This is a genomic window from Sphingobium bisphenolivorans (genome assembly GCF_000412635.1).
GTDB lineage: Bacteria > Pseudomonadota > Alphaproteobacteria > Sphingomonadales > Sphingomonadaceae > Sphingobium > Sphingobium bisphenolivorans.
In genome coordinates, this window is record NZ_ASTG01000025.1 from 52,707 (window position 1) to 77,210 (window position 24,504).

General features: G+C 62.9%; 21 protein-coding genes. 13 read left to right on the forward strand and 8 right to left on the reverse strand.

The features are described from left to right. Positions 1–37: 37 nt before the first annotated feature. Positions 38–2,587: a type I DNA topoisomerase gene (gene topA / locus L858_RS0116325; RefSeq protein WP_022684221.1), complete on the forward strand. Its 2,550-nt coding sequence runs from the start codon at positions 38–40 to the stop codon at positions 2,585–2,587. Between the two features lie 57 nt (positions 2,588–2,644). Here topA and era read toward each other — a convergent pair whose 3' ends face one another. From era to lepB, 3 genes are all read right to left on the reverse strand, one after another. Next, entirely contained in the window at positions 2,645–3,553 is a 909-nt protein-coding gene (gene era, locus L858_RS0116330; RefSeq protein ID WP_022684222.1) for a GTPase Era, read from the reverse strand. A gap of 105 nt (positions 3,554–3,658) precedes the next feature. Further along, a complete protein-coding gene (gene rnc / locus L858_RS0116335; protein WP_022684223.1) occupies positions 3,659–4,330 on the reverse strand; it encodes a ribonuclease III in 672 nt (223 codons plus the stop codon). Further along, a complete protein-coding gene (gene lepB / locus L858_RS0116340) occupies positions 4,327–5,151 on the reverse strand; it encodes a signal peptidase I (protein WP_022684224.1) in 825 nt (274 codons plus the stop codon). Before lepB ends, rnc begins: the two co-directional genes overlap by 4 nt. Positions 5,152–5,325: 174 nt before the next feature. Here lepB and pgi point away from each other — a divergent pair, with 174 nt between their 5' ends. Both pgi and gor read left to right on the forward strand, forming a co-directional pair. Beyond that, entirely contained in the window at positions 5,326–6,831 is a 1,506-nt protein-coding gene (gene pgi / locus L858_RS0116345; protein WP_022684225.1) for a glucose-6-phosphate isomerase, read from the forward strand. A gap of 67 nt (positions 6,832–6,898) precedes the next feature. Then, positions 6,899–8,245 carry a glutathione-disulfide reductase gene (gene gor, locus L858_RS0116350; RefSeq protein WP_022684226.1) on the forward strand — a complete coding sequence of 449 codons (1,347 nt, stop codon included), beginning with the start codon at positions 6,899–6,901 and terminating at the stop codon, positions 8,243–8,245. A gap of 1 nt (position 8,246) precedes the next feature. Here gor and L858_RS0116355 read toward each other — a convergent pair whose 3' ends face one another. Together L858_RS0116355 and L858_RS0116360 are read right to left on the reverse strand one after the other, a co-directional pair. Further along, positions 8,247–8,963 carry a 2OG-Fe dioxygenase family protein gene (locus tag L858_RS0116355; RefSeq protein ID WP_028056233.1) on the reverse strand — a complete coding sequence of 239 codons (717 nt, stop codon included), beginning with the start codon at positions 8,961–8,963 and terminating at the stop codon, positions 8,247–8,249. Between the two features lie 64 nt (positions 8,964–9,027). Then, positions 9,028–10,443 carry a helix-turn-helix domain-containing protein gene (locus L858_RS0116360; RefSeq protein ID WP_022684228.1) on the reverse strand — a complete coding sequence of 472 codons (1,416 nt, stop codon included), beginning with the start codon at positions 10,441–10,443 and terminating at the stop codon, positions 9,028–9,030. 120 nt (positions 10,444–10,563) lie between these two features. Between L858_RS0116360 and L858_RS0116365 the strand changes: the two genes are divergently transcribed. The 5 genes from L858_RS0116365 (at position 10,564) to L858_RS0116385 (ending at position 18,062) form a co-directional block, all read left to right on the forward strand. Continuing rightward, the gene (locus L858_RS0116365) at positions 10,564–12,096 is read left to right on the forward strand and encodes an acyl-CoA carboxylase subunit beta (protein ID WP_028056234.1); all 1,533 of its coding nucleotides are present in this window, start codon (positions 10,564–10,566) and stop codon (positions 12,094–12,096) included. Positions 12,097–12,198: 102 nt separating this feature from the next. Then, positions 12,199–12,639, forward strand: coding sequence for a methylmalonyl-CoA epimerase (gene mce, locus L858_RS0116370; RefSeq protein WP_022684230.1), 441 nt, complete (start codon positions 12,199–12,201; stop codon positions 12,637–12,639). 108 nt (positions 12,640–12,747) lie between these two features. Next, the gene (gene scpA / locus L858_RS0116375) at positions 12,748–14,901 is read left to right on the forward strand and encodes a methylmalonyl-CoA mutase (protein ID WP_022684231.1); all 2,154 of its coding nucleotides are present in this window, start codon (positions 12,748–12,750) and stop codon (positions 14,899–14,901) included. Then, a complete protein-coding gene (gene bioB / locus L858_RS0116380; RefSeq protein WP_022684232.1) occupies positions 14,901–15,899 on the forward strand; it encodes a biotin synthase BioB in 999 nt (332 codons plus the stop codon). The genes scpA and bioB overlap by 1 nt, the downstream gene beginning before the upstream one ends. Before the next feature lie 162 nt (positions 15,900–16,061). Beyond that, positions 16,062–18,062, forward strand: a complete 2,001-nt coding sequence (locus L858_RS0116385) for an acetyl-CoA carboxylase biotin carboxylase subunit (RefSeq protein ID WP_022684233.1) — start codon at positions 16,062–16,064, stop codon at positions 18,060–18,062. 37 nt (positions 18,063–18,099) lie between these two features. On the opposite strand, the gene xth is transcribed toward L858_RS0116385, so the two are convergent. The 3 genes from xth to L858_RS22325 form a co-directional block, all read right to left on the reverse strand. Then, on the reverse strand, positions 18,100–18,891 hold the full coding sequence (gene xth / locus L858_RS0116390; protein ID WP_022684234.1) for an exodeoxyribonuclease III: 792 nt from the start codon (positions 18,889–18,891) through the stop codon (positions 18,100–18,102). Between the two features lie 21 nt (positions 18,892–18,912). After that, on the reverse strand, positions 18,913–19,356 hold the full coding sequence (locus L858_RS20405) for a hypothetical protein (RefSeq protein WP_152639862.1): 444 nt from the start codon (positions 19,354–19,356) through the stop codon (positions 18,913–18,915). A 227-nt stretch (positions 19,357–19,583) separates the two neighbouring features. Continuing rightward, positions 19,584–19,772, reverse strand: coding sequence for an immunoglobulin domain-containing protein (locus L858_RS22325; RefSeq protein WP_152639863.1), 189 nt, complete (start codon positions 19,770–19,772; stop codon positions 19,584–19,586). Here L858_RS22325 and L858_RS0116400 point away from each other — a divergent pair. The 5 genes from L858_RS0116400 (at position 19,771) to L858_RS22055 (ending at position 24,406) form a co-directional block, all read left to right on the forward strand. Beyond that, positions 19,771–21,051 carry a CmpA/NrtA family ABC transporter substrate-binding protein gene (locus L858_RS0116400; protein ID WP_022684236.1) on the forward strand — a complete coding sequence of 427 codons (1,281 nt, stop codon included), beginning with the start codon at positions 19,771–19,773 and terminating at the stop codon, positions 21,049–21,051. The genes L858_RS22325 and L858_RS0116400 overlap by 2 nt on opposite strands. Positions 21,052–21,068: 17 nt before the next feature. Beyond that, positions 21,069–22,028, forward strand: a complete 960-nt coding sequence (gene ntrB, locus L858_RS0116405) for a nitrate ABC transporter permease (protein WP_152639864.1) — start codon at positions 21,069–21,071, stop codon at positions 22,026–22,028. A gap of 12 nt (positions 22,029–22,040) precedes the next feature. Further along, on the forward strand, positions 22,041–22,844 hold the full coding sequence (locus L858_RS0116410) for an ABC transporter ATP-binding protein (protein WP_022684238.1): 804 nt from the start codon (positions 22,041–22,043) through the stop codon (positions 22,842–22,844). A gap of 91 nt (positions 22,845–22,935) precedes the next feature. Continuing rightward, a complete protein-coding gene (locus L858_RS0116415; protein ID WP_022684239.1) occupies positions 22,936–24,195 on the forward strand; it encodes an alginate export family protein in 1,260 nt (419 codons plus the stop codon). Positions 24,196–24,253: 58 nt separating this feature from the next. Continuing rightward, positions 24,254–24,406: a hypothetical protein gene (locus L858_RS22055; RefSeq protein WP_193742882.1), complete on the forward strand. Its 153-nt coding sequence runs from the start codon at positions 24,254–24,256 to the stop codon at positions 24,404–24,406. Positions 24,407–24,504: the final 98 nt, after the last annotated feature.

Below are 24,504 nucleotides of genomic sequence, written 5' to 3' on the forward strand. Positions count from 1 at the left end.
CGCGTGTACGTGAGAACATTTGAAAACCGGGGCATGAATGCAGCTTGTCATCGTTGAATCGCCGGCCAAGGCGAAGACCATCGAAAAATATCTGGGCGGCGACTTTCACGTCCTCGCCAGCTATGGTCATATCCGCGACCTGCCGCCCAAGGATGGGTCGGTGGACCCTGACGCGGGCTTTGCCATGCAGTGGGAGAATTATGGCGACAAGGGCAAGCAGCTCAAGGCCATCACTGATGAGGCCAAGAAAGCCACGCGCCTGATCCTGGCGACCGACCCTGATCGCGAGGGAGAGGCGATCAGCTGGCATGTGCAGGAGGTGCTGCGCGCCAAGAAGGCGCTGCCGCAGAAGGTCGATCGCGTGACATTCAACGCGATCACCAAGCAGGCGGTGACAGAGGCGATGGCGCAGCCGCGTGCATTGGACGAGGATCTGATCGATGCCTATCGGGCGCGGCGGGCGCTCGACTATCTGGTGGGCTTCACCTTGTCGCCGGTGCTGTGGCGCAAGCTGCCCGGCGCCAAGTCGGCGGGGCGTGTGCAGTCCGTCGCATTGCGATTGGTGGTGGAGCGCGAGCGCGAGATCGAAAGCTTCGTGCCGCAGGAATATTGGTCCGTCGCGGCCGAGATGGAGCAGGCGGGGCAGGGCTTTACCGCACGGCTGGTGCGCTGGCGCGGCGAGAAGATCGAGCGGCTGACCATCGGCAAGGAAGGCGACGCCATGGCCGCGAAGGCGGACGTGGAGGCAGGGCGCTTCACGGTCGAGAAGGTCGAGACGAAGCCGGTTTCGCGCAACCCTCCGCCGCCGTTCACGACGTCTACGTTGCAACAGGAAGCGGCGCGCAAGCTCGGCTTTTCGGCCAGCCACACCATGCGGGTCGCGCAGCAGCTCTACGAGGACGGCGCGATCACCTACATGCGTACCGACGGCGTGCAGATGGACGGCAGCGCCATTTCCGCTGCGCGCAAGGCGATCGCGGAGCGCTATGACGGCGGCTATCTGCCGGAAAAGCCGCGCCAGTATCAGACCAAGGCGAAGAATGCGCAGGAAGCGCACGAGGCCATCCGCCCGACCGAATTCCATCGCGACAAGGTGGGCGGCGGCGATCATGCGCGCCTCTACGACCTGATCTTCAAGCGCGCGCTAGCGAGCCAGATGGCTTCGGCGCGGCTGGAGCGGACGACGATCGATCTGGTGGACGGTACGGGACAGCATGGCCTGCGCGCGACCGGTCAGGTGGTGATCTTCCCCGGCTTTCTCGCGCTCTACGAAGAGGGCCGGGACGACAGCGAGGACGATGATTCCAAGCTGCTGCCGCGCATGGCGCAGGGCGACGCGCCGGCCAAGAAGAAGGTGACGGCGGAGCAGCATTTCACCCAGCCGCCGCCGCGTTACTCCGAAGCGTCCCTGGTCAAGAAGCTGGAGGAATTGGGGATCGGACGGCCGTCCACCTATGCTTCCACGCTTCAGGTGCTGAAGGACCGCGACTATGTGCGGATCGAGAAGAACCGCTTTTTCGCGGAGGAGAGCGGGCGGCTGGTGACGGCCTTCCTGGAGCGCTTCTTCGAACGCTATGTGTCCTATGACTTCACGGCTGGGCTCGAGGAGGAATTGGACGATATTTCCGGCGGCCGGGCGCAGTGGCAGGCGGTGCTGGAGGCCTTCTGGCGCGACTTCAAGCCCAAGACCGCCGAGGTCATGGAGCAGAAGCCCTCGGACATCACGGCGGAACTCGACAAATTTCTGGAGCCGATGCTGTTTCCGCCCAAGGCTGACGGGTCCAACCCGCGCGCCTGCCCGATGTGCGGCGATGGGCAGCTGTCATTGCGTGGCGGGCGCTTTGGCGCATTCATCGCCTGCTCCAACTATCCCGAGTGCAAATACACGCGCAAATTCGGCCAGCCGGGCGGCAAGGAGGGTGAAGATACAGGGCCGGAGGTGCTGGGGCAGCATCCGGAGACGGGCCAGGACATCGTCAAGAAGTCGGGCCGCTTTGGTCCCTATATCGAGATGGGCGAAGGCAAGGGCGCGAAGCGCGGCTCCATTCCGCGCGACCTGCCCGATGGGGAATTGACGCTCGACTGGGCGGTGAAGCTGCTGAGCCTGCCGCGTGAGGTCGGGCTGCACCCGGAAACAGGCAAGCCGATCGTGGCGAATATCGGACGCTTCGGACCCTATCTGCTGCATGACGGCAAATATGGGCGCTTATCCTCCACCGCCGAGATTTTCGAGGTGGGGATGAACAGCGCCGTCGCGAAGCTGGCCGACGCTGCGAACAAGGGTGGGCGGGGCGCGTCGTCACGCGAACCTTTGAAGGTGCTCGGCAAGCATCCGCGCACGGAGGCGGAGATCAAGCTGATGGCGGGGCGCTACGGGCCTTATGTGACCGATGGCACGACGAACGCGACCCTGCCCAAGACGATCGAGCAGGATGCCCTGACGCTGGAGGAAGCTGCGCAGTTGATCGACGCGCGGGCTGCGGCGGCGCCGGCGAAGAAGGGGAAGAAGGCGCCCGCGAAAAAGGCCGCGGCGAAGAAGCCTGCTACCAAGAAGGCGCCGGCGAAGAAGAAGGCGGCGGCGGAGTAAACCGCCCCGTCATCCCCGCCTGTGCGGGAATGACGGCGACAGATCGGGTGGAGTGAGTTACTCCACCCAATCCAGACCTATGTCGCGGTAGATGAACCGGTCGTCCTCCCAATCTTCCTTCACTTTGACGTGAAGATAGAGGTGGACCTTGACGCCGAGCAGGCTCGCCAGTTCGGCGCGGGCCTTGGAGCCGATTTCCTTCAGGCGCTGCCCACCCTTGCCCAGCACGATGGCGCGCTGGCTGGAGCGGCCTACCAAGATCTGCTGGTGAATCTCGACCGAGCCATCTTCGCGCTCGCTATATTTCTCCGTATCGACGGCGGCGGCATAGGGGAGTTCGGCGTGAAGCTGGTGGTATAGCTGCTCGCGCGTGATTTCTGCCGCCAGCATCCGGTCGGTGGCGTCGGAAACCTGATCTTCCGGGAAGTGCCATGGGCCTTCGGGCATGGCGGCGGCGAAGGCGGACTTAAGTTCGGCTAACCCGTCACCGGTCGCGGCGGAGACGAAGAACGTCTCTGCAATGTCGAGCTGCTCATAAAGGCGCTGGGTGTGGACCAGCAGCTTTTCCTTTATGGCGATGTCGACCTTGTTGAGGATCAGCCATTTCCTTTCCGGGCGCGCGGCGAGCGCGCTGATGATCGGCTCCATCTTGGCGCCTAGGCCTGCCTTCCCATCGACGACCAGCGCGATCAGGTCCGCACCCTGCGCTCCGCCCCATGCGGCCTGCACCATGGCGCGATCGAGCCGGCGCTTGGGCGCGAAAATGCCGGGCGTATCGACCAGCACCATCTGCGCATCACCCTCGATTGCCACGCCCATGACGCGGGTGCGGGTGGTCTGCGCCTTGGGGCTGGTGATCGCCACCTTCTGGCCGACAAGCGCGTTCACCAGCGTGGATTTGCCGGCATTGGGGGCGCCGACGACGGCAATGACGCCGCAGCGTTGATTATGAAGATCGATTGTCAAACTCGCTCCGTGGGATCGTTCGGGGTGCTCCTGCGAAAGGATGAGCCCAGGTCAGACGGCAGGGCTCCTGCCTTCGCAGGAGCACGGCATAGCATAAAAAAGGGGTCAGCCCCCAAGCTTCTCCAACAGCGCCTTCGCCGCCGCCGTTTCCGCTTCCTGCTTCGAGCCACCCGTGGCGCTTGCCTCGCCTGCCCCCTTGATGCTCACCGTCACCGTGAAACGCAACGCATGATGTGGGCCGGAGCGGTCGGTCATTGCATATTCGGGAGGCTTGCGCCGGTTGGCGGCAGCCCATTCCTGGAGGGCGGACTTGGGATGCTTGGGTGCGCTCGCCTGCGTATCGACGCGATCGGCCCAGAGGCGACGAACGAGAGTGCGTGCCTCTTCCAGCCCGCCCTCCAGATAGAGCGCGCCGATCAGCGCCTCCATCACGTCGCCCAGCACATTGTCACTGTCGGCCGCGCCGTCGTCGCGAGCCTGCTTGCCGAGCACGAGGTGCGCCGGCACTCCGGCGGAGCGGGCGACCTCCGCGCAGGTTTCGCCCGACACCAGCGCGTTGAAGCGGCGGGACAGCTTGCCTTCGGGCTCCGCCGCGAACCGGTCGTAGAGCCACTCGCCGATTAGCAGGCCGAGGATGCGGTCGCCGAGAAACTCCAGCCGCTCATAATTCGCCGCATTCGCGCTGCCGTGGGTCAGCGCTTGCGCGAACGCCTCCGGACGTGTCGGCTCCCGGCCGATCAGCGCCTTGAGCCAGGCATCCGTGTCGGGCCTTGTCAAAAGCCTTCCCCGATGCGGCTCCAGCGCGCGGCGGAAACCCAAGTCCAGGGCAGCAACCAGTTAGCGCTGCCGTCGGTCGAGAAGACCGAGATCATCGCCTTGCCGACGAGATTTTCCTCCGGAACCAAACCGATGCCGCCGCCGTCCACGGCCGGGAAGCGGCTGTCTGCGCTGCGGTCGCGATTGTCGCCCATCATGAAGAGATGGCCTTCTGGCACGACGACCGTATCGCGATCATCGGCGGCGCCATCCGGCACAAGGTCCAGGACGTTGTAGCTCTTGCCGCCCGGGAGCGTTTCGCGGAACTGAGGATAGCGGCACTGGCGGCCGCCATCGGGCGCGCGCTCTTCGAAATTCGGGCGATAGCAGGGGGAGGGGCTGCCTTCCTTCGCGGCGGCAGCCTGCATATTCGCGGTCACCGGGATGACGAGATCCGCCACCTTCTGCTTGGGGATCGCCTGACCGTTCAGATAGACGGTGCCGGCCCGGACCGAGATCATGTCGCCCGGCAGGCCGATCACGCGCTTGATATAGTCGTTCTTCTGGTTCGGCGGCGCCTTGAACACGACGACATCGCCGCGCTCCGGCGTCGAGGGGAAAATGCGTCCGGGGATCAGCGGCAGGCCGAAGGGGAGGGAATAGCGCGAGTAGCCATAGGGCCATTTCGCCACCAGCAGATAGTCGCCGATCAGGAGGCGCGGCTGCATCGATTCCGACGGGATGTTGAAGGGCGACACGATGAAGCTGCGCAGGACGAAGACGAACACCGCCAGCTTTGCGAGAAACCAGAGGAAATCCCGCGTTTCGGATTTTGCGCTCATGCTTGGTCGTCTTTTCCTTCAATCTGCCCTAAAATCAGGCCGTCGCGGCTTTTGCGGCCTTGGAAAGGCGGCGTCAAGCGCGCCAGGCGGTGCAATGCAGCGCCGACTTGACTAAGAAGAACAAGAATCGACAGGTGCAGCGTCGGTATCGATCAACGGCAAAAGGATAAATTCATGTCCAGCCCTGCACTGGCGGCGCTTTCTGCGCTGCCCCAGGCCGAACTCAAGACGATCTTCACCAGCGATCCGGATCGGCTCTCCAAATTCACGCTGCGGCAGGGGCCGATCCGTTTCGACTGGTCGAAGACGCATCTGACCAGCGAGCTGCTAGACGGCTTTTTGAAGCTGGCCGAGGAGAAAGGCTTTGCCGAGCAGCGGGATGCCCTCTTCGCCGGGGAGGCCGTCAATAATACGGAGGGCCGGGCGGCGGAGCATCCTGCCGAGCGCGGCGAAGGCAATCCCGACAGCGTGGCGCGGGCGAAGATGTTTCATTCGCGCATGCGCGCTCTGATCGACGCCATCGAGGCGGAGGCACTCGGGGCTATCCGCCATATCCTGCATATCGGCATCGGTGGGTCGGCGCTGGGTCCTGACCTCATCATCGACGCGCTCGATGGCGATGGCGCGCGCTATGATGTCGCCATCGTATCTAATGTGGACGGCACGGCGCTGGAAAAGGCCTTTTCCCGTTTCGATCCCGCGGCGACGCTCATAGCCGTGGCGTCCAAGACGTTCACGACCACCGAAACCATGCTGAACGCTGCAAGCGCGATCAACTGGATGGTCGAGGCAGGGGTCGAGGACCCCTATGGCCGTGTCATCGCCCTGACGGCATCGCCGGAAAAGGCGATCGAATGGGGCGTCGATGAAACGCGCATCCTGCCTTTTTCCGAGAGCGTCGGCGGGCGCTATTCGCTTTGGTCCTCGATCGGCTTTCCGGCCGCTCTGGCGCTGGGCTGGGACGCGTTTGAAAGCCTGCTTGAAGGCGCGGCAGCGATGGACCGGCATTTCCGGCTTGCCGAGCCCAAGGCGAACGCGCCGCTGATCGCGGCCTTTGTCGATCAATATTATGCGCGGGTGCTGGGGTGCCAGACGCGTGCGCTGTTCGCCTATGACGAGCGGCTGCGGCTGCTGCCTTCCTATCTCCAGCAGCTGGAGATGGAGAGCAACGGCAAGAGCGTCACCCGCGACGGAGCGCCCGCGGACGGGCCGACAGCGCCGATCACATGGGGCGGCGTCGGCACTGACGCGCAGCATGCGGTGTTCCAGCTATTGCATCAGGGTACGGTCCTAACGCCGGTCGAGTTCATCGCCTCGATCGAGCCGGGGCATGCGCTCGATCCGGCGCACCACCGCGCGCTGCTGGTCAATTGCTTTGCGCAAGGCGCTGCCCTCATGAAGGGCAAGGAGAATGAGGCCGATCCGGCGCGCGCCTATCCCGGTAACCGGCCCTCGACGACCATTCTGCTTGAGGATGTGACGCCCGATGTGCTGGGCGGACTGATCGCCTTCTATGAGCACCGCACCTTCGCCAATGCCGTGCTGATGGGCATCAATCCGTTCGACCAGTTCGGCGTCGAGTTGGGCAAGGAGATCGCCAGGTCGATCGAGGCGGAAGGACCAAAGGGCTTCGATCCGTCTACCATGGCGCTGATCGAACTGGCGTTGGGCGGAGCCTGAGCGCAAAACTCGTTTGTAACTCCGCTGGGTAGCAGCCATATGGGCGCCAATCCCAGCGGAGGCGTGAATGAGCGACTATGACTTCGACCTGTTCGTGATCGGCGCTGGGTCGGGCGGCGTGCGGGCTTCGCGCGTCGCTGCCGCCCATGGCGCGAAAGTCGCGGTAGCGGAGGAATATCGCGTCGGCGGCACCTGCGTCATTCGCGGATGTGTGCCCAAGAAGCTGCTCATCTACGGCGCCCATTTCGCCGAGGACCTGAAGGATGCGCGGCGCTTCGGCTGGAACGTACCCGACTGCGGCTTCGAATGGACGACGCTGCGCGACAATGTGCTGGCAGACGTGGACCGGCTGGAGGGCCTCTACAAGAATACGCTCGACAGCCATAAGGTTGAGCTGATCGCCGATCGGGCCACGATCGTCGGGCCGCACAAGGTCAAGCTCGGTAGCGGGCGGGAAGTCAGCGCGAAATATATATTGATCGCGACAGGAGCATGGCCGCTGATTCCGGAGGTCGAGGGCGCGGAGCATGGCGTCACCTCCAACGAAGTGTTCCACCTGGAGGAATGCCCGAAGCGGATCGTGATCGTCGGCGGCGGCTATATCGCCAATGAATTTGCCGGCATCTTCCACCAGTTCGGCAGCCATGTGACGATCGTGAACCGGTCGGCCACGCTGCTGCGCGGCTATGACGAGCAGATCCGCGACCGCCTGCTCCAAATCTCGACGATGAAGGGCATCAATTTCCGCTTCCACGCGGAGATGGAGAAGATCGAGAAGAATGAGGACGGAACGCTGTGCGTCCGCTTCAAGAATGGCGATCCCGTCGCCTGCGACCTGCTGGTTTTCGCGACCGGGCGCAAACCCAATGTCGAGGGGCTGGGGCTGGAGAATGTCGGCGTCGAACTGAACGAGAAGGGCGCAATCAAGGTCGATGACTATAGCCGCACCAATGTCGAAAGCATCTATGCGGTGGGCGACGTCACCGACCGGCTGCAACTGACGCCGGTGGCCATCCGGGAAGGCCATGCCTTCGCCGACACGGTGTTCGGCGACAATCCGCGCACGGTCGACTATCATTGCGTGCCCTCGGCCGTGTTCAGCCATCCGCCGCTTGCGGGCGTGGGCCTTACCGAAGCGCAGGCGAAGAACAAGTTGGGGACGGTGAAGGTCTATACGTCCGACTTCCGCCCGATGAAGAATGTGCTCGCCGGGCGCGACGAGCGGGCGCTCTACAAGATGGTGGTGGACGCAACGACCAACAGGGTGGTCGGACTGCACATGATCGGCCCGGACGCGCCGGAGATATTGCAGGCGGCCGCAGTGGCGGTGAAGGCCGGTCTTACCAAGCAGGAATTTGACGACACGGTCGCGCTGCACCCCAGCATGGCCGAGGAACTGGTGCTGCTGAAATAGCTCAGCGATCCGCGACGAAGGTGACGACCAGCGCATCGCGCCAAGCCGGGCGGGATGGATCGAGCGGGTGGATTTCGGTGACCCCGTGCAGGATGCGATGGTCGTCCAGCAGCACGGCGTCGCCCGGCGCGGCGAGCGTGAATTCACCCAGCGCGCCGCCTTCGGGCGCGCCGATCCGGGTCACGCCCTCCCGCACATTGCGACGCTCGATCAGCATCACGAACACCCAGTCGACACCATCGCGGTGCATGCCTTCGGGTGTCGGCCGCCCGAGTTCGCCCGCCTGCGCCTCGATCCGGAACTGATGCGCCTCCACATGCTGAGGGCCCGCCATATCGAAGGCGGCGGCGCAGAGGGTGAAGATCGCCTGCATGACCGGATTGTCGATGCTGCTTTGCTCGATCGGATCGAACCAACGCTGCACGTCACCGTTCAGCGGGTTATAGTCGCGGCTCTGGAAATGAGGCTGATGCGGTTTGCGGATGAAGGCGCCCCCGTCGAACGCGAAGCTCGCATGGCGACGCCGGCGGTATCGCCCGCCGTCAGCCATATAGAGGTCGGGGCCAAGATCGCCCCAGCTGCGAGCGAACCGGTCCCAGTCAGCCGGATCGGGAGCCAGCAGGGGGAGAACTTCGCTGCCCTCGAGACGAATATAGCCGGTGGCGGCGATCTCGCCTCTCAGCGCGGCAAGATCGGGGCGAATGGGGCTGTGCTGCATCATGGGAGGCGAGCCTAGCCCACCCCAACCATGCACAACAGGGCCAGTTTACCGGCAGTGGGCGTCAGCCGATCCAATAGGGCACGATCTGACGGTTGTCGGGGTCGACATGGATCGGCCGATCGGCCGGAGGGAAGGCGCGCTGATCGCAACTTTGCCGTGCACAAAGCCGGCAGGTGATGCCGATTGGGGTGGCCGCACCCTCCACCTCCAATTGAAGGCCGTCGGCATAGACGAAATTGGCGGCATGGGCGATCTCGCACCCCAGCACCACGGCGTAGCGGCGCGGCGTGCGGCTATAGCTGCCCGACGGTTTGACGAGCCCCTTCGCCATGGAGACATAGCGCACGCCATCGGGCGTTTCGCCCAGTTGGATGTTGATCCGGTCTGGGACGGCGACGGCTTCATGCACATTCCACAAGGGGCAAGCGCCGCCGAAACGGACGAATTGCAGGCGGGTGGCACTGTGGCGCTTGGTGATGTTTCCGGCCATGTCGACGCGGCAGAAGAAGAAGGGGATGCCCCGCAGACCCGGGCGTTGAAGGGTCGAGAGCCGATGACAGGCCTGCTCGAAGCTGACGCCGAAACGCCGCGCGAGCCGGTCAATGTCATGCCGCACTCCGCGAGCAGCCTCGCGAAAGGCAGCATAAGGCATGAGCAGCGCCCCCGCCGCGTAATTGCCAAGGCCGACGGCCAGCAGCCGGTCTGCGCCCAGGACAGGAAGGCCCGCCTTGTTCACCACGTCGGCGATGACGGCCTGTCCCTCCAGCATCATCAACTGATGGGCGAGCATGAACTTGCGGCTTTCCACCGGAAGCGCTGCATTCACGAATAGCCGTTTCTCGCTGCTATTGTAGGCGCGCAGCGCGGAGTCCGGCGTTTCGGCGATCAGTGTCTCGATGCCGTGGCGCCGGGCAAGCGCCTCGACCAACATGCCCTCGTCCAGTGATTGGCCGGCGGTGAAGCTGGCTGCCATGTCCTCGGCCAGGCAGTCGAGCGTATGGACATAGTTGCCGCTTTCGTGAAACCAGTCGCGGACGGCTTCCCAGGGAAGGCGGGCCTGCACCGCATGATCGTTGGCGATCGCCTCCTCAATCATGTTGATCCGCTCGTTCGCGCGCATGTGGGCGTTGTAGAGATCGACGTAGCGTGCGGCGAATTCCGGGAATTGCAGGTGCAGCTTCTCGATCCGCTCCGGCTCCAGCGCGGCCCCGGGCAGTTCGGGATGGCCGAGCGCGAAGGTAAAGGCGCCCAGCAGTTGCTCATCCTCGCGGCTGTCGAAACTGGCCCAATCGGTGGGGAAAGCGCTGGCGAGCGCTGCCTTCACCTTCGCAGTGAGGGGCCGGTCGTCATTCTCCATCTGGCTGAGATAGGAGACGGATATTCCAAGCGCCTGAGCCATGGTCGCCTGATCCATTCGATGGTCCAGACGCAACTGGCGCAACCGCGGACCTGCAAAAATTCGATTGCCACGAGCCATGATCCGTCCATAATTTGCAAAATCGCAATTTGCAAATTAGCAAAATTGCATTTGCGGAAAGTTGGAAAGATTGGAATGGGCGGCACAGACGTCCGCGACAAGCCGGAGAGAAAGCCTGATATGTCGAAGCTCGCTATCATCGAACAGTTGGATGCCAAGCGCGAAGGCGCGCGCCTGGGCGGCGGTCAGCGCCGGATCGACGCTCAGCATGCCAAGGGCAAGCTGACTGCGCGGGAGCGGCTGGACGTGCTGCTGGACGAAGGCAGCTTCGAAGAGATGGACATGTATGTCGAGCACAACTGCATCGACTTCGGCATGGATGAGCAGCATATTCCTGGCGACGGCGTGGTCACTGGATCGGGCACGATCAACGGCCGGCTGGTCTATGTCTTTTCGCAGGATTTCACCGTCTATGGCGGCGCGGTGTCCGAACGGCACGCGATGAAGATCTGCAAGATCATGGACATAGCGCTGAAGGTCGGCGCGCCCGTGATCGGACTGAATGACTCTGGCGGCGCACGCATTCAGGAAGGCGTGGCTTCGCTCGCGGGCTATGCGGAAATTTTCCAGCGCAACGTGCTGGCCTCTGGCGTGGTGCCGCAGATCAGCGTCATCATGGGGCCGTGCGCGGGCGGCGCGGTCTATTCGCCGGCGATGACCGACTTCATCTTCATGGTGAAGGATTCAAGCTTCATGTTCGTGACCGGCCCCGACGTGGTCAAGACCGTCACGAACGAGGTCGTGACGCAGGAGGAACTGGGCGGCGCGGTGACGCACACCACCAAGTCGGGCGTGGCGGACGTGGCGTTCGAGAATGATATCGAGGCGCTGCTGGCGGTACGGGACTTCGTGGACTTTCTCCCGGCCTCCAACAAGGAACCGGTGCCCGAGCGGCCGAGCGCGGACCCGTGGGACCGGATCGAGGAAAGCCTGGATACGCTGATCCCGGCCAATGCGAACCAGCCCTATGACATGCATGAGCTGATCCGCAAGGTGGTGGACGAAGGTGACTTCTTCGAAGTGCAGCCGGCCCATGCAGGCAACATCATCTGCGGCTTCGGCCGGGTCGAAGGCAAGACGGTGGGCATCATCGCCAACCAGCCGATGGTGCTGGCGGGTGTGCTCGACATCAACTCGTCCAAGAAAGCCGGCCGTTTCGTGCGCTTCTGCGATGCGTTCGAGATTCCGCTGGTGACGTTCGTGGACGTACCGGGCTTCCTGCCGGGCACCGCTCAGGAACATTCCGGCATCATCAAGCATGGCGCGAAGCTCCTCTTCGCCTATGCCGAGGCGACCGTGCCCAAGATCACCGTCATTACGCGCAAGGCCTATGGCGGCGCCTATGACGTTATGTCGTCGAAGCATCTGCGCGGCGACCTCAACTATGCCTGGCCGACCGCGGAAATTGCGGTGATGGGCGCGAAGGGCGCGGTGGAGATCATCTTCCGCGGCAAGACACCCGAAGAGATCGCCGAGAAGACCAAGGAATATGAAGACCGCTTCGCCAACCCCTTCGTGGCGGCAAGCAAGGGCTTTATCGACGAGGTGATCCAGCCGCACTCGACCCGCAAGCGGATCGCCTTGGGCCTGCGCAAGCTGCGCAACAAGAGCCTGGAGAATCCGTGGAAGAAGCACGACAATATTCCGCTGTAACTCACGTCATGCCAGCGAGGGCTGGCATCTCAGGAAGCTGGGCACTCCGTTGAGGCATGAGATCCCAGCTTCTGCTGGGATGACGAGCATAGGTGAAGTCATATGAAACTCGGCCGCTTGAACCATATCGGCGTCGCGACGCCTTCGCTGGAAGCCTCGCTCGCCTATTATCGCGACGTCATGGGCGCGACGATCACGCATGAGCCGTTCGATCTGCCCGCGCAGGGCGTGAAAGTGTGCTTCGTCGATACGCCGGGCGCGAATGGCACCGAAGGCACGCAGATCGAACTGATCGAGCCCTTGGGCGAAAATAGCCCGATCCACGGCTTCATCGCCAAGAACCCGGCGGGCGGGCAGCATCATATGTGCTATGAGGTGCCCGATATTCATGAAGCCAAGGCCTGGTTCGAGAAATTGGGCAAGAAGGTGCTCGGCGAACCGCGCATCGGGGCGCATGGGACGTTGATCTTCTTCGTCCACCCCAAGGATATGAACGGGGTGCTGACGGAGATCATGGAGACGCCGACAGAGGGCGCACACTGAATTTCGTCACCCCGGACTTGATCCGGGGTCCCGCTGTTTTCGTCCCGCTGAAAGAAATTGCGGGATGCCGGATCAAGTCCGGCATGACGAATGGGTAGGATGATAGGTATGACCGAGAAGCCAACGCTGGATCAGTGGAGCACCGCCGCCGCCAAGGAGGTGAAGGGCAAGGACCTCAACTGGACCACGCCCGAAGGGATCGTGGTGAAGCCGCTCTATACGGCCGAGGACGTGACCGTCGATCCGGGCCTTCCCGGTTTCGCTCCTTTCACGCGCGGCGTGCGTGCGTCCATGTATGCGGGCCGCCCCTGGACCATCCGCCAATATGCCGGCTTCTCGACGGCCGAGGAATCCAACGCCTTCTATCGTCGCAATCTTGCTGCGGGGCAGAAGGGCCTTTCGGTCGCGTTCGACCTTGCCACCCACCGCGGCTACGACAGCGACCATCCCCGCGTCGTCGGCGACGTCGGCAAGGCGGGCGTGGCGATCGACACGATCGAGGACATGAAAATCCTGTTCGACGGTATTCCGCTCGACCAGATGTCTGTCTCCATGACCATGAACGGCGCGGTGATCCCGATCCTCGCCTTCTTCATTGTCGCGGGTGAGGAGCAGGGGGTCGAGCGCAAGCTGCTCGACGGGACCATTCAGAACGACATTCTGAAGGAGTTCATGGTCCGCAACACCTATATCTACCCGCCCGAACCCTCGATGCGGATCATCTCGGACATTTTCGGCTATACCAGCCGCGAGATGCCCAAGTTCAACAGCATCTCCATTTCCGGCTACCATATGCAGGAAGCCGGTGCGACGCAGGTGCAGGAACTCGCCTTCACCATCGCGGACGGCATCGAATATGTGAAATATGGCGTGGCCTCCGGCCTCGACATCGACAAGTTCGCCGGGCGGCTCAGCTTCTTTTTCGCGATCGGCATGAATTTCTTCATGGAGATCGCCAAGCTGCGCGCCGCGCGCGTGCTGTGGCACCGCGCCATGACGAAGCTCGGCGCGAAGGACGAGCGCTCCAAGATGCTGCGCACCCACTGCCAGACTTCCGGCGTGTCGCTGACCGAGCAGGACCCCTATAATAACGTCATGCGCACCACCATCGAGGCGATGGCGGCGATGCTGGGCGGCACGCAGTCGCTGCACACAAACGCGCTGGACGAAGCGATCGCGCTGCCCACCGACTTCTCGGCCCGCATCGCGCGCAACACGCAGATCGTCATCCAGGAAGAGACGGGCATGTGCAATGTCGTCGATCCGCTTGGTGGCAGCTATTATATCGAGGCGCTGACCCAGCAGTTGGTCGACGCGGCGCAGGAAATCATTGACCGTGTCGAAAGCGAAGGCGGCATGGCGAAGGCGGTGGGCGCAGGCTGGCCCAAGGCGATGATCGAAACGGCCGCTGCTGCTCGTCAGGCGCGCGTCGACCGGGGCGAGGACGTCATCGTCGGCGTCAACAAATATCGCCTGGCCAATGAAGACCTGCTCGAGACGCTGGAGGTCGACAACACCAAGGTCCGCGAAGCGCAGATCGCCCGCATCAATCGGGTCAAGGCCGAGCGTGACGAGGCCAAGTGCCAAGCTGCGCTGGAATCTCTGCGCGCCGCTGCCGCCGGACCGCAGTCGATCGAGAACAACCTTCTCGCCCATGCGGTTGAAGCGGCGCGCGCCCGCGCTACGCTGGGCGAAATCTCCTCCGCCATGGAGGATAGCTTCAATCGTTACGGCACGGTGCCGACGCCGGTGAAGGGCGTCTATAGCAAGCCCTATGCGCAGGACAGTCGCTGGAAACAGGTTCTTGACGGGGTGCAGGCCGTCGAGCGGCGCCTCGGTCGCAAGCCAAAATTGCTCATCGCCAAGATGGGTCAGGACGGCCATGACCGGGGCGCCAACGTGATCGCGTCCGCTTTCGGCGACATGGGTTTCGACATCGTGTCAGGGCCGCTGTTCCAGACGCCGGAGGAAACGGTGGTGCTGGCGCTCGACAGCGGCGTCGACGTGGTGGGCGCTTCCTCGCTCGCCGCCGGGCACAAGACTCTCATCCCCGAACTCATCAACCAGCTTCGGGCAAAGGGGCGCAGCGACATCAAGGTCATCGCGGGCGGGGTCATTCCGCCGCAGGATTATGACTTCCTTCGTGACGCGGGCGTGCAGGGCATTTATGGACCGGGCTCCAACGTCGTGGAATGCGCGGCCGACGTGCTGCGCCTCCTCGGCCACAACATGCCCCCGGCGGGGCTGGAGGAAGCCGCATAATGACCACTACCGTTCGCACTGACTGGACCCGCGACGAAATCGCCGCGCTGTTCGACCTGCCTTTCAACGACCTGATGTTCGAGGCGCAGTCGATCCATCGTGCGAATTTCCCGCGCAATGAAGTGCAGCTTTCCACACTGCTGTCGATCAAGACGGGCGGCTGCCCGGAGGATTGCGGCTATTGCAGCCAGTCGACCGAGGCGGAAAGTGGCCTGAAGGCCACCAAGCTGATGGACGTGCAGGCCGTGCTGCAGGCGGCGGCGCAGGCCAAGGATCATGGTTCGGGCCGTTTCTGCATGGGCGCCGCATGGCGCAATCCCAAGGAACGGGACATGCCCAAGCTCATCGAGATGGTGAAGGGCGTGCGTCAGATGGGCATGGAAACCTGTATGACGCTCGGCATGCTGTCGGCCGACCAAGCGAAGCAGCTCGCGGATGCGGGGCTGGATTATTATAACCATAATATCGACACTTCGCCGGAAAATTACGCCAACGTCATCACCACCCGGACCTTCGCGGACCGGATCGAGACGCTGGAGAATGTTCGTGACGCTGGCATCAATGTATGCTGCGGCGGGATCGTCGGCATGGGTGAGACGCGCTCGGACCGGATCGGTTTCCTCCATGCGCTCGCCACCATGCCGCACCCCGAAAGCGTGCCGATCAACGCGCTGGTGCCGGTCGAGGGCACGGTGCTGGGTGATATGCTCAAGGACACGCCGCTCGCCAAGATCGATGAGGTGGAGTTCGTGCGGACCGTTGCGGTGGCGCGGATCGTCATGCCGCAGTCCATGGTGCGGCTGTCCGCCGGGCGCGAGAGCATGAGCGAAGCCTGTCAGGCGCTTTGCTTCATGGCGGGCGCGAACAGTATCTTTACTGGCGACAAGTTGCTGACGGCGGCCAATGCCGGGGATGACAAGGATAGTGCGCTGCTTTCGAAGCTGGGGCTGATGCCGATGATGGTACAGCCGCACGGGCATCTGGAGGCGGCGGAGTGATCGAATAAGGCACAAGCTCGTCACCCCGGACTTGATCCGGGGTCCCGCTTCCTGAGCTGCCGTTGCATGGGAAGACAGCGGGATGCCGGATCAAGTCCGGCATGACGGGGGTGCTTGGGTGAATAACGAACGGCAGCATTGAGGACTGGGCAAGGATAGATAATGGCAATCACCAAGATCCTGATCGCGAACCGTGGCGAAATTGCGTGCCGCGTCATCCGCACGGCGCGGAAGATGGGTATCAAGACCGTGGCGGTCTATTCGGACGCGGATGCGCGCAGCCCCCATGTGCTCATGGCGGATGAAGCGGTTCACCTGGGCCCGCCGCCCGCCGCGCAATCCTATCTGCTCGCCGACAAGATCATCGAGGCGTGCAAGACGACCGGCGCGGACGCGGTGCATCCTGGCTATGGCTTCCTGTCCGAGCGTGAGAGCTTCCGCAAGGCGCTGGACGAGGCGGGCATCATCTTCGTTGGCCCTCCCGCTAACGCGATCGCGGCGATGGGCGACAAGATCGAGTCGAAGAAGCTGGCCAAGGAAGCGGGCGTCAACGTCGTTCCCGGCTACGTCGGTGTGATCGAGGACACCGAACATGCCGTCCGCATCTCCAACGAGATCGGCTATCCGGTGATGATGAAGGCTTCGGCCGGCGGCGGCGGCAAGGGCATGCGTCTTGCCTATAGCGAGCAGGACGTCCGCGAGGGCTTCGAGGCGACAAAGCGCGAAGGCCTCAACAGCTTCGGCGACGACCGCGTGTTCATCGAGAAGTTCATCGAAAGCCCGCGCCACATCGAAATCCAGATCCTGGGCGATCAGCACGGCAATATCGTTTACCTGAACGAGCGCGAATGCTCGATCCAGCGCCGCCACCAGAAGGTGGTCGAGGAAGCGCCGTCGCCCTTCGTATCCCCTGAAATGCGCAAGAAGATGGGCGAACAGTGCGTCGCTCTTGCGCGAGCGGTCGGCTATTTCAGCGCGGGCACCGTCGAACTGATCGTATCGGGCGCGGACAAGACCGGCGACGGCTTCTACTTCCTGGAAATGAACACCCGTTTGCAAGTGGAGCATCCGGTCACCGAAGAGATCACCGGACTCGATCTGGTCGAGCAGATGATCCGCGTCGCCAATGGCGAGGAACTGTCCTTCCGCCAGGAAGACGTCAAGATCAACGGCTGGTCGGTCGAGAACCGCGTCTATGCCGAAGACCCCTATCGCGGCTTCCTCCCCTCGACGGGCCGGCTGATCCGCTATAGCCCGCCTGAAGCGGGAACCGATGAAACGGGCGCCAAGGTGCGCGTTGATGACGGCGTGGTCGAAGGCGGCGAAGTTTCGATGTTCTACGACCCGATGATCGCCAAGCTGATCACCTGGGCGCCGACGCGTCTGGAGGCGATCGACAAGCAGATCGCCGCGCTCGACCAGTTCGAGATCGAAGGGCCGGGCCACAACATCGATTTCGTGTCCGCGCTGATGCAGCATGAGCGGTTCCGTTCGGGCAACATCACGACCGGCTTCATCGCCGAGGAATATCCCGAAGGCTTCGGCGGAGCACCGGCGTCGGCCGTGCTGCTGAAGCGGTTGTCGGCGATCGGCGCCTTCGCCGCGATGGCACAGGCGGACCGCGCTCGCCGCATCGATGGCCAGCTTGGCAAGAAGCTGAAGGCTCCCACCGATTGGCAGGTCAAGATTGGCGACGCCGTCCATGACGTCGTGATCAAGGGCGATGACGTGACGGTCGATGGCGAGGCGATCGACATGGCGCTGGAATATACGCCCGGCGACCGCCTGATCGACGCGGAGTTCGGTGGCGAAGCGCTGGCGGTCAAGATCGCGCCCGTCCGTTCCGGGTTCGTGCTGACCGCGCACGGTGCCAGCCACAAGCTGCGTGTCCTGCCGTCCCATGCCGCGGTTCACGCCAAGCATATGATCGCGAAGATCCCGCCGGATCTGTCGCGCTTCCTCATCTGCCCCATGCCCGGCTTGCTGGTCGCGCTGAACGTCAAGGAAGGCGACAAGGTCGAAATCGGCCAGCCGCTCGCCGTGATCGAGGCGATGAAGATGGAAAATATCCTGCGCGCCCAAAAGGCGGGCGTGGTGAAGAGCGTGTCGGCCGCGCAGGGCGAGAGCCTGCCGGTCGACGCGATCATCCTCGAACTGGAATGAAGGAGAGGGGGCGTGGCGCTGATGCCATGCCCCTTTTTCATCGGCGGGTCTTGCGCTCCGGCGCAAGCTCCACCCAAACCGGCGCGTGATCGCTGGTTTTTTCCCAGCCGCGCACATGACTGTCGACCTCCGCGCGCCTCAGCCGCTTGGCCAAGGGCGGGCTGAGCAACAGATGATCGATGCGCAAGCCTGCATCCCGCGCGAAGGCGTTACGGAAATAATCCCAGAAGGTGTAGATCGTCTCATCAGGGTGCAAGTGGCGGAGCGCATCGGTCCAGCCTTGCTCCAGCAGCCGGAAATATGCAGCGCGGGCCTCGGGCGCGAATAGCGCGTCGTCGAGCCACCGTTCCGGCTTATAGACGTCCCTTTCGGTGGGCATGACGTTGAAGTCGCCGGCGAGCATCACCGGCAGGCCGGACCCGATCAGCTCGCCGGCATGCTCGATCAGCCGTTCCATCCAGCGCAGCTTATAGTCGAACTTCGGCCCCGGCTTAGGATTGCCATTGGGGAGATAGAGCCCGCCGATCAGAATGCCGCCAACGGCCGCCTCGATGTAGCGGCTGTGGCTGTCCTCCGGGGCGCCCGGCAAACCGCGCCTGGTTTCCTGGATGGTTCCGACGCGGCTCAATATCGCGACGCCGTTCCAGCTTTTCTGCCCGTGCCAGATCGCCTGATAGCCAAGCTCCTCGATCGGCGAGAGCGGGAATTTCTCGTCAGGCGCCTTCAGTTCCTGGAGGCAGACGATGTCCGGTTGCGATTCTTGCAACCAGCGGAGCAGGACGGGAAGGCGGCCGTTGACGCCATTGACATTATAGGTGGCGATTTTCACGCGCCGTCCGGCTCCCACTCGTCATGACCGTTTTTTCCTTCGCGACAGGCGGCGATGGTTCGCTGTCGCGGCCGCGTGGACCGGCTCGATCACATGTCCGCCGGCCAGGCTCATCTTGAGCAGGATGTCCGTGCCGCGCTTGCCGATCCGCTCCAGTACGGCCGTTTCAGGAGGCCAGCCCTTCGTCAAGAGGGAGGACAGATCGCTGCCGTGCTCCAACAGATCAGCCTGCACGTCCATCATGGCGCGGTTGAGAGCCGCATTCGCCTTGCCGAAGGCTGAGAGCTTCTCGGGCAGCATCCGGCTCAGTTCTGCAAGGTTGGCGTTCATCGGGTCACGCATGGCTGCATCGATCAACCGGCTCCGGTGGCCGATGACATGATGGGCTGCCCACGCCATCTCGGAAAGCGCGACATTGTTCGCCCAGAACGACGATCCTAACTTCCAGGCTTGGGTCCAGAACATTCGTGTCTCCGCAGATGGCATGGCGAACGCGCCGAGCGGCTGAGCGTTCAATCACCTCGTTTAGTTCTTTGCCGGGCGAGTAGCAGTTGCGTTTTGTGCAACGCAAAAATTTCGCTTGCGACTCGAGTGGATCGATGACAGCTTCACTGGTGTTGAAGCAAGGTTGCTTTCGCAGATATAAGCCGGACTGACCGATGGGGGAAAGTCCGGCGCCGGTCCGCCAAGGATCAGTGGCAATGATGCCGCCCGAGCAGGTTGAATAACCTCGTTCCGGCGGCCTTTTTATTTGGTTTTTCAAGGACGGCAGGGGGGCTGTCCTGATCTTCATGAACGAAATTCATGCGCTGGATGAATTCCGGCGGCGGCTCACTGCGCCTTTGGCAGTGCACATCAACGGGGAAGGGAAGTTGCGCCATGAAAAAAGGGGAAAAGCCGGGCGATGTCAGCCGGCGAGGATTGCTGAAGACCAGCGGAACTGCGGCTTTGTTCGCCGCGGCGCATCAGGCGCTTCCGTCAGGCGCTTTCGCGGCCGGTGCGGGACCCGAGGTGAGCGGTGCTAAGCTCGGCTTCATCGCGCTGACTGACGCGGCGCCGTTAATCATCGCCAAGGAACTGGGCCTTTTTGCGAAACATGGCATGCCCGATGTGCAGGTGGCCAAGCAGGCGAGTTGGGGTGCGACGCGCGACAATCTTGTGCTGGGATCAGCCGGGGGCGGTATCGACGGCGCGCATATATTGACGCCCATGCCCTATCTGCTGACGCTGGGCTCGATCGGCAAGGCAACGCCAATGAGCATCCTTGCCCGCCTGAACGTCAACGGCCAGGCGATCTCCGTGTCCAAGGAATATCTGGGCGCCAAGGCTGATCTGAGCGCGGCCAAGATGAAGGGGGTGATCGCACAGCGGAAAGCCGCCGGCAAGAAGATCACCATGGCGATGACATTCCCCGGCGGGACGCACGATATGTGGATCCGCTACTGGCTGGCCGCTGGCGGCATCGATCCCGACAAGGATGTCGAACTGATCACCATCCCGCCGCCTCAGATGGTCGCCAATATGAAGGCCGACACGATGGACGCCTTCTGCGTGGGTGAGCCCTGGAACGACCAGCTGGTCGCGCAAAATCTCGGCTACACTGCCGTTTCCACCGGCCAGATGTGGATGAACCATCCCGAAAAAAGCTTCGCCATGCGGTCGGATTGGGTCGCGAAATATCCGCGCGCGGCGGTCGCCATCACGGCAGCAGTGCTGGAGGCGCAACGCTGGGCGGACAGTCCCGCTAACATCACTCGCCTGGCGGGAGCGATAGCCGGCCGCGATTATCTAAAATGCCCGATCACTGACATCGCAGACCGGTTGCAGGGCAATTTCAACATGGGCGACGGCCGCAAATTCCCGAATGCCGCCTTCAAGATGAAGTTCTTCAACGGCTATGCCTCCTTCCCGTACAAGAGCCATGATCTTTGGTTCCTCACCGAGAACCAGCGCTGGGGCAAGCTGCCCATGTCGCTCGATACCAAGGGCCTGATCGGCAAAGTCAACCGGTCGGACATCTGGCGCAAGGCCGCCGCCGCGCTGGGGGGCAAGGGGCCGGCGAGCGACAGCCGCGGCGTCGAGAAATTCTTCGACGGCAAGACCTTCGATCCCGCCAATCCCAAGGCTTATCTCGCCAGCCTGGCGATCAAGCGCGTCTGATAAGGAGGGAGAAAGCCATGGCTGTACCATCATTGACGGACAAGGGCGCGGCGTCGTCGGCTCCGCCCGGCGGGGCCGCGACCGAACTGGGGGTGGTCGTGCCCTATCCTGAAGAAGCGATTGCCCGGCGCAGTTTCGAGCCCGTCGCCGCCCCGGTTCATCCGTTGGTCCGCAGGGCGCGCGCTGTGGCCGGAAGCGCCTTGCCGACGCTGATCATGGTCGCGGGTCTGCTGGCATTCTGGCAATTGCTATGCGGATCGCCAGAGGCAACTTTTCCCAGCCCGCTCAAGGTCTGGCAGGAAAGCCATGACGTCATCACCCACCCGTTTAAGGGCGTGGAGATCGGCCTCACCCATTTCAGCATCCAGGAGGGCGGCGACGTCGGCATTGCCGGGCATGTGCTCACCAGCCTCAGCCGCGTGCTCATAGGCTACAGCATCGCGGCGGTCTTCGGCGTGGGCCTCGGCATCTTGATTGGGCAGAGCGCCTTCGCCTTCCGCGCTCTCGACCCACTGTTCCAGGTGCTGCGGACAGTGCCGCCGCTCGCCTGGCTGCCGATCAGCCTCGCCATATTCCAGCAGGCGCAGCCATCCGCCATCTTCCTGATCTTCATCACCGCGATCTGGCCAGTGATCCTGAACACGGCGGCTGGCGTGCAGACCATTCCAGCGGCTTATCGCAATGTCGCCAGAGTGCTTGCGCTCAACCCGGTCGAATATTTCGTCCGCATCATGTTGCCTGCCACGGTACCGCATATGTTCACCGGGCTTCGGATTGGCGTGGGGATGAGCTGGCTTGCCATCGTCGCGGCGGAAATGGTCCAGGGCGGCACGGGCGTCGGCTTCTTCATCTGGGACAGCTACAACAGCTCCCTGCTGACCGACACCATCGTCGCCCTCGTCTGGATCGGCGTGGTCGGCTTCATGCTGGACCGCATCGTTGCCTTCGCCGGCCGCATCATCGGCCGCGCAGCCTGAAAGGAGAGGGACATGAAGCAACGTAGCTATCTCGCGATCGAAGGGATCACGGTCGAGTTTCCCACCAAGGCGGGGCGCTTCTGCGCGCTTGACCGCATCGACCTCAATATCGACAAGGGCCAGTTCGTCGCGCTCATCGGCCATTCGGGCTGCGGCAAGTCGACGCTGCTGAACGCGGTGGCCGGGCTGGTCAAGCCGACGCGAGGCGCGATCTTCCTCGATGGCGACTTGGTGGACGCGCCGGGGCCGGACCGGGCGGTGGTGTTCCAGGATCACTCGCTACTGCCCTGGCTCACGGTCGAGGAGAATGTCCGGCTGGCCGTCGACAAGACGGCGGGTGGCAAGAGCAAGGCCGAGCGCAAGGATTGGGTCATGCACAATCTGGAGCTGGTCCAGATGACCCATGCCGCAGCGAAGCGTCCCGGCGAACTGTCGGGCGGCATGAAGCAGCGGGTAGGCATTGCGCGCGCCATCGCCATGAACCCGCGGGTGCTGCTGATGGACGAACCGTTCGGCGCGCTAGATGCGCTGACCCGCGCGGCTTTGCAGGATGTCGTCATGGATATCCAGGCACGGCTGAACAACACGGTGCTGATGATCACCCATGATGTCGATGAGGCCGTGCTGCTGGCCGATCGGGTGGTCATGATGACCAACGGTCCGGCAGCGCGGATCGGCGAGGACAGGGCCGTCCATCTCGCCCGGCCACGCAACCGGCTCCAGGCAATCGACGCGCCCGAATATGCCGAGGCGCGGCATGCCGTCATCCACTTCCTGCACGAGCGCTATCGCAACCCGGCGACGCTTGCTGCCTGAGCAATCATGCCGCCCGCAGAGACGGCTTACGGAAAATGAGAGGGATGCCCTGAAAGGCTAAAAGCCATCGGGAGCTAATGAGGGGGAATTCATGCGTTCTGTTTACTTGTCACTGTCGGCGTCGGCCTTGGCCGCTGCGGCAGCAGCGCCGGCGCTCGCACAAGATATTGTGTTCAAGCCGATCGTCGAAGCGCGGCTGCGTTATGAAACGGTGGATCAGCAGGGTTTTGGCCGCGATGCCGATGCGGTGACCATGCGGGTCCGGGCAGGCGGCGAGATTTCGAGCGGGCCGTTCGCCTTTCTGGCCGAAGCGGAGGGCACGCTGGCGATCGATGAAAGCTATAATAGCGGCGTGAACCGCAAGTCTCTCTATCCCGTCATACCCGACCCGGAAACGGTAGAGGCGAACCGGGTGCAGATCCAATATCGTACCAAGCCTCTGGTCGTGACCTTGGGACGGCAGCGCATCAATCTGGACGACCAGCGCTTTGTCGGATCGGTCGCCTGGCGCCAGAATGAGCAGACGTTCGACGCGGTGCGCGTTGAATATATGGGCATCAAGGATCTGAAGCTCGACCTGACCTATGCCATTTCGGCCCGAACGATCTGGGGCGTTGACGGCAGCAAATTCCTGACGCCGGCCCGGCCGACGCAAATCGATGGCGACGATATTTTCGGCAATCTTTCCTACAAGACCAAATATGGGACGCTGACTGGCTTTGCCTATCTGATCGACGAGGATGAGGGCGTGCCGGCGCTGCTCCGTAACAGCAGCCAGACATATGGCGCGCGGTTCGCCGGCGCCCTGCCGCTCGCGAAGAAGGTGAAGCTGAGCTACCTTGCCAGCTATGCGCGGCAGAGCGACTATGCGAAAAATCCGGTCGATTACGAGGCCGACTATGCGGCGGCGGAACTCGGCCTGGATATTTCCGCGATCAAGCTGACAGCGGGCTATGAGTTGCTGGGATCGGATGCGAGCGCGTCGGGCTTCGCCGGCGGCTTCGCTTTTCAGACGCCCTTTGCAACGCTGCACAAGTTCAACGGCTGGGCGGACAAATTCCTGACGACGCCGGGGACGGGCCTTCAGGACTATTACGGGGGCATTGCCTATACCGTGCCGAAGGTCGGCAAGGCGGGTCCGCTGGTCGCGTCCTTTACCTTTCACCGGTTCAGCAGCGACCGGCTGTCGATCCATTATGGCGACGAATATGATGCGCAGGTGACGCTCAAGCTGAACAAGCGTCTGAGCGCTCTGGTGAAATATGCAGATTATCAGCGCGAAGGCATTGCAAGCTATGCTGGAGATGCTGATACCAAGAAGTTCTGGGCTCAGATCGACTACGCGCTCTGAGCGCCGCTGCCAACCCACCAGGCTGACCACAACGTCATCGCTGCCAAGTCGGGCGGCGATGACGTTACGCGTCAGGAACATCTACGCTGCTCCGCTGTTCTCCTGCATGACCAGATGCAGAAAGGACGAGACGATGGGCAAGGGCATTTTGCTGTGGCTGATCGGCATTCCGATCCCGATCATCATCCTTCTTTGGCTGTTCTTCCGCTGATCGGCGATTGACGGCACGCATCCTTCGCCGCTAAGGCGCGAGCGTCGGGGAGTAGCGCAGCCTGGTAGCGCATCTGCTTTGGGAGCAGAGGGTCGCAG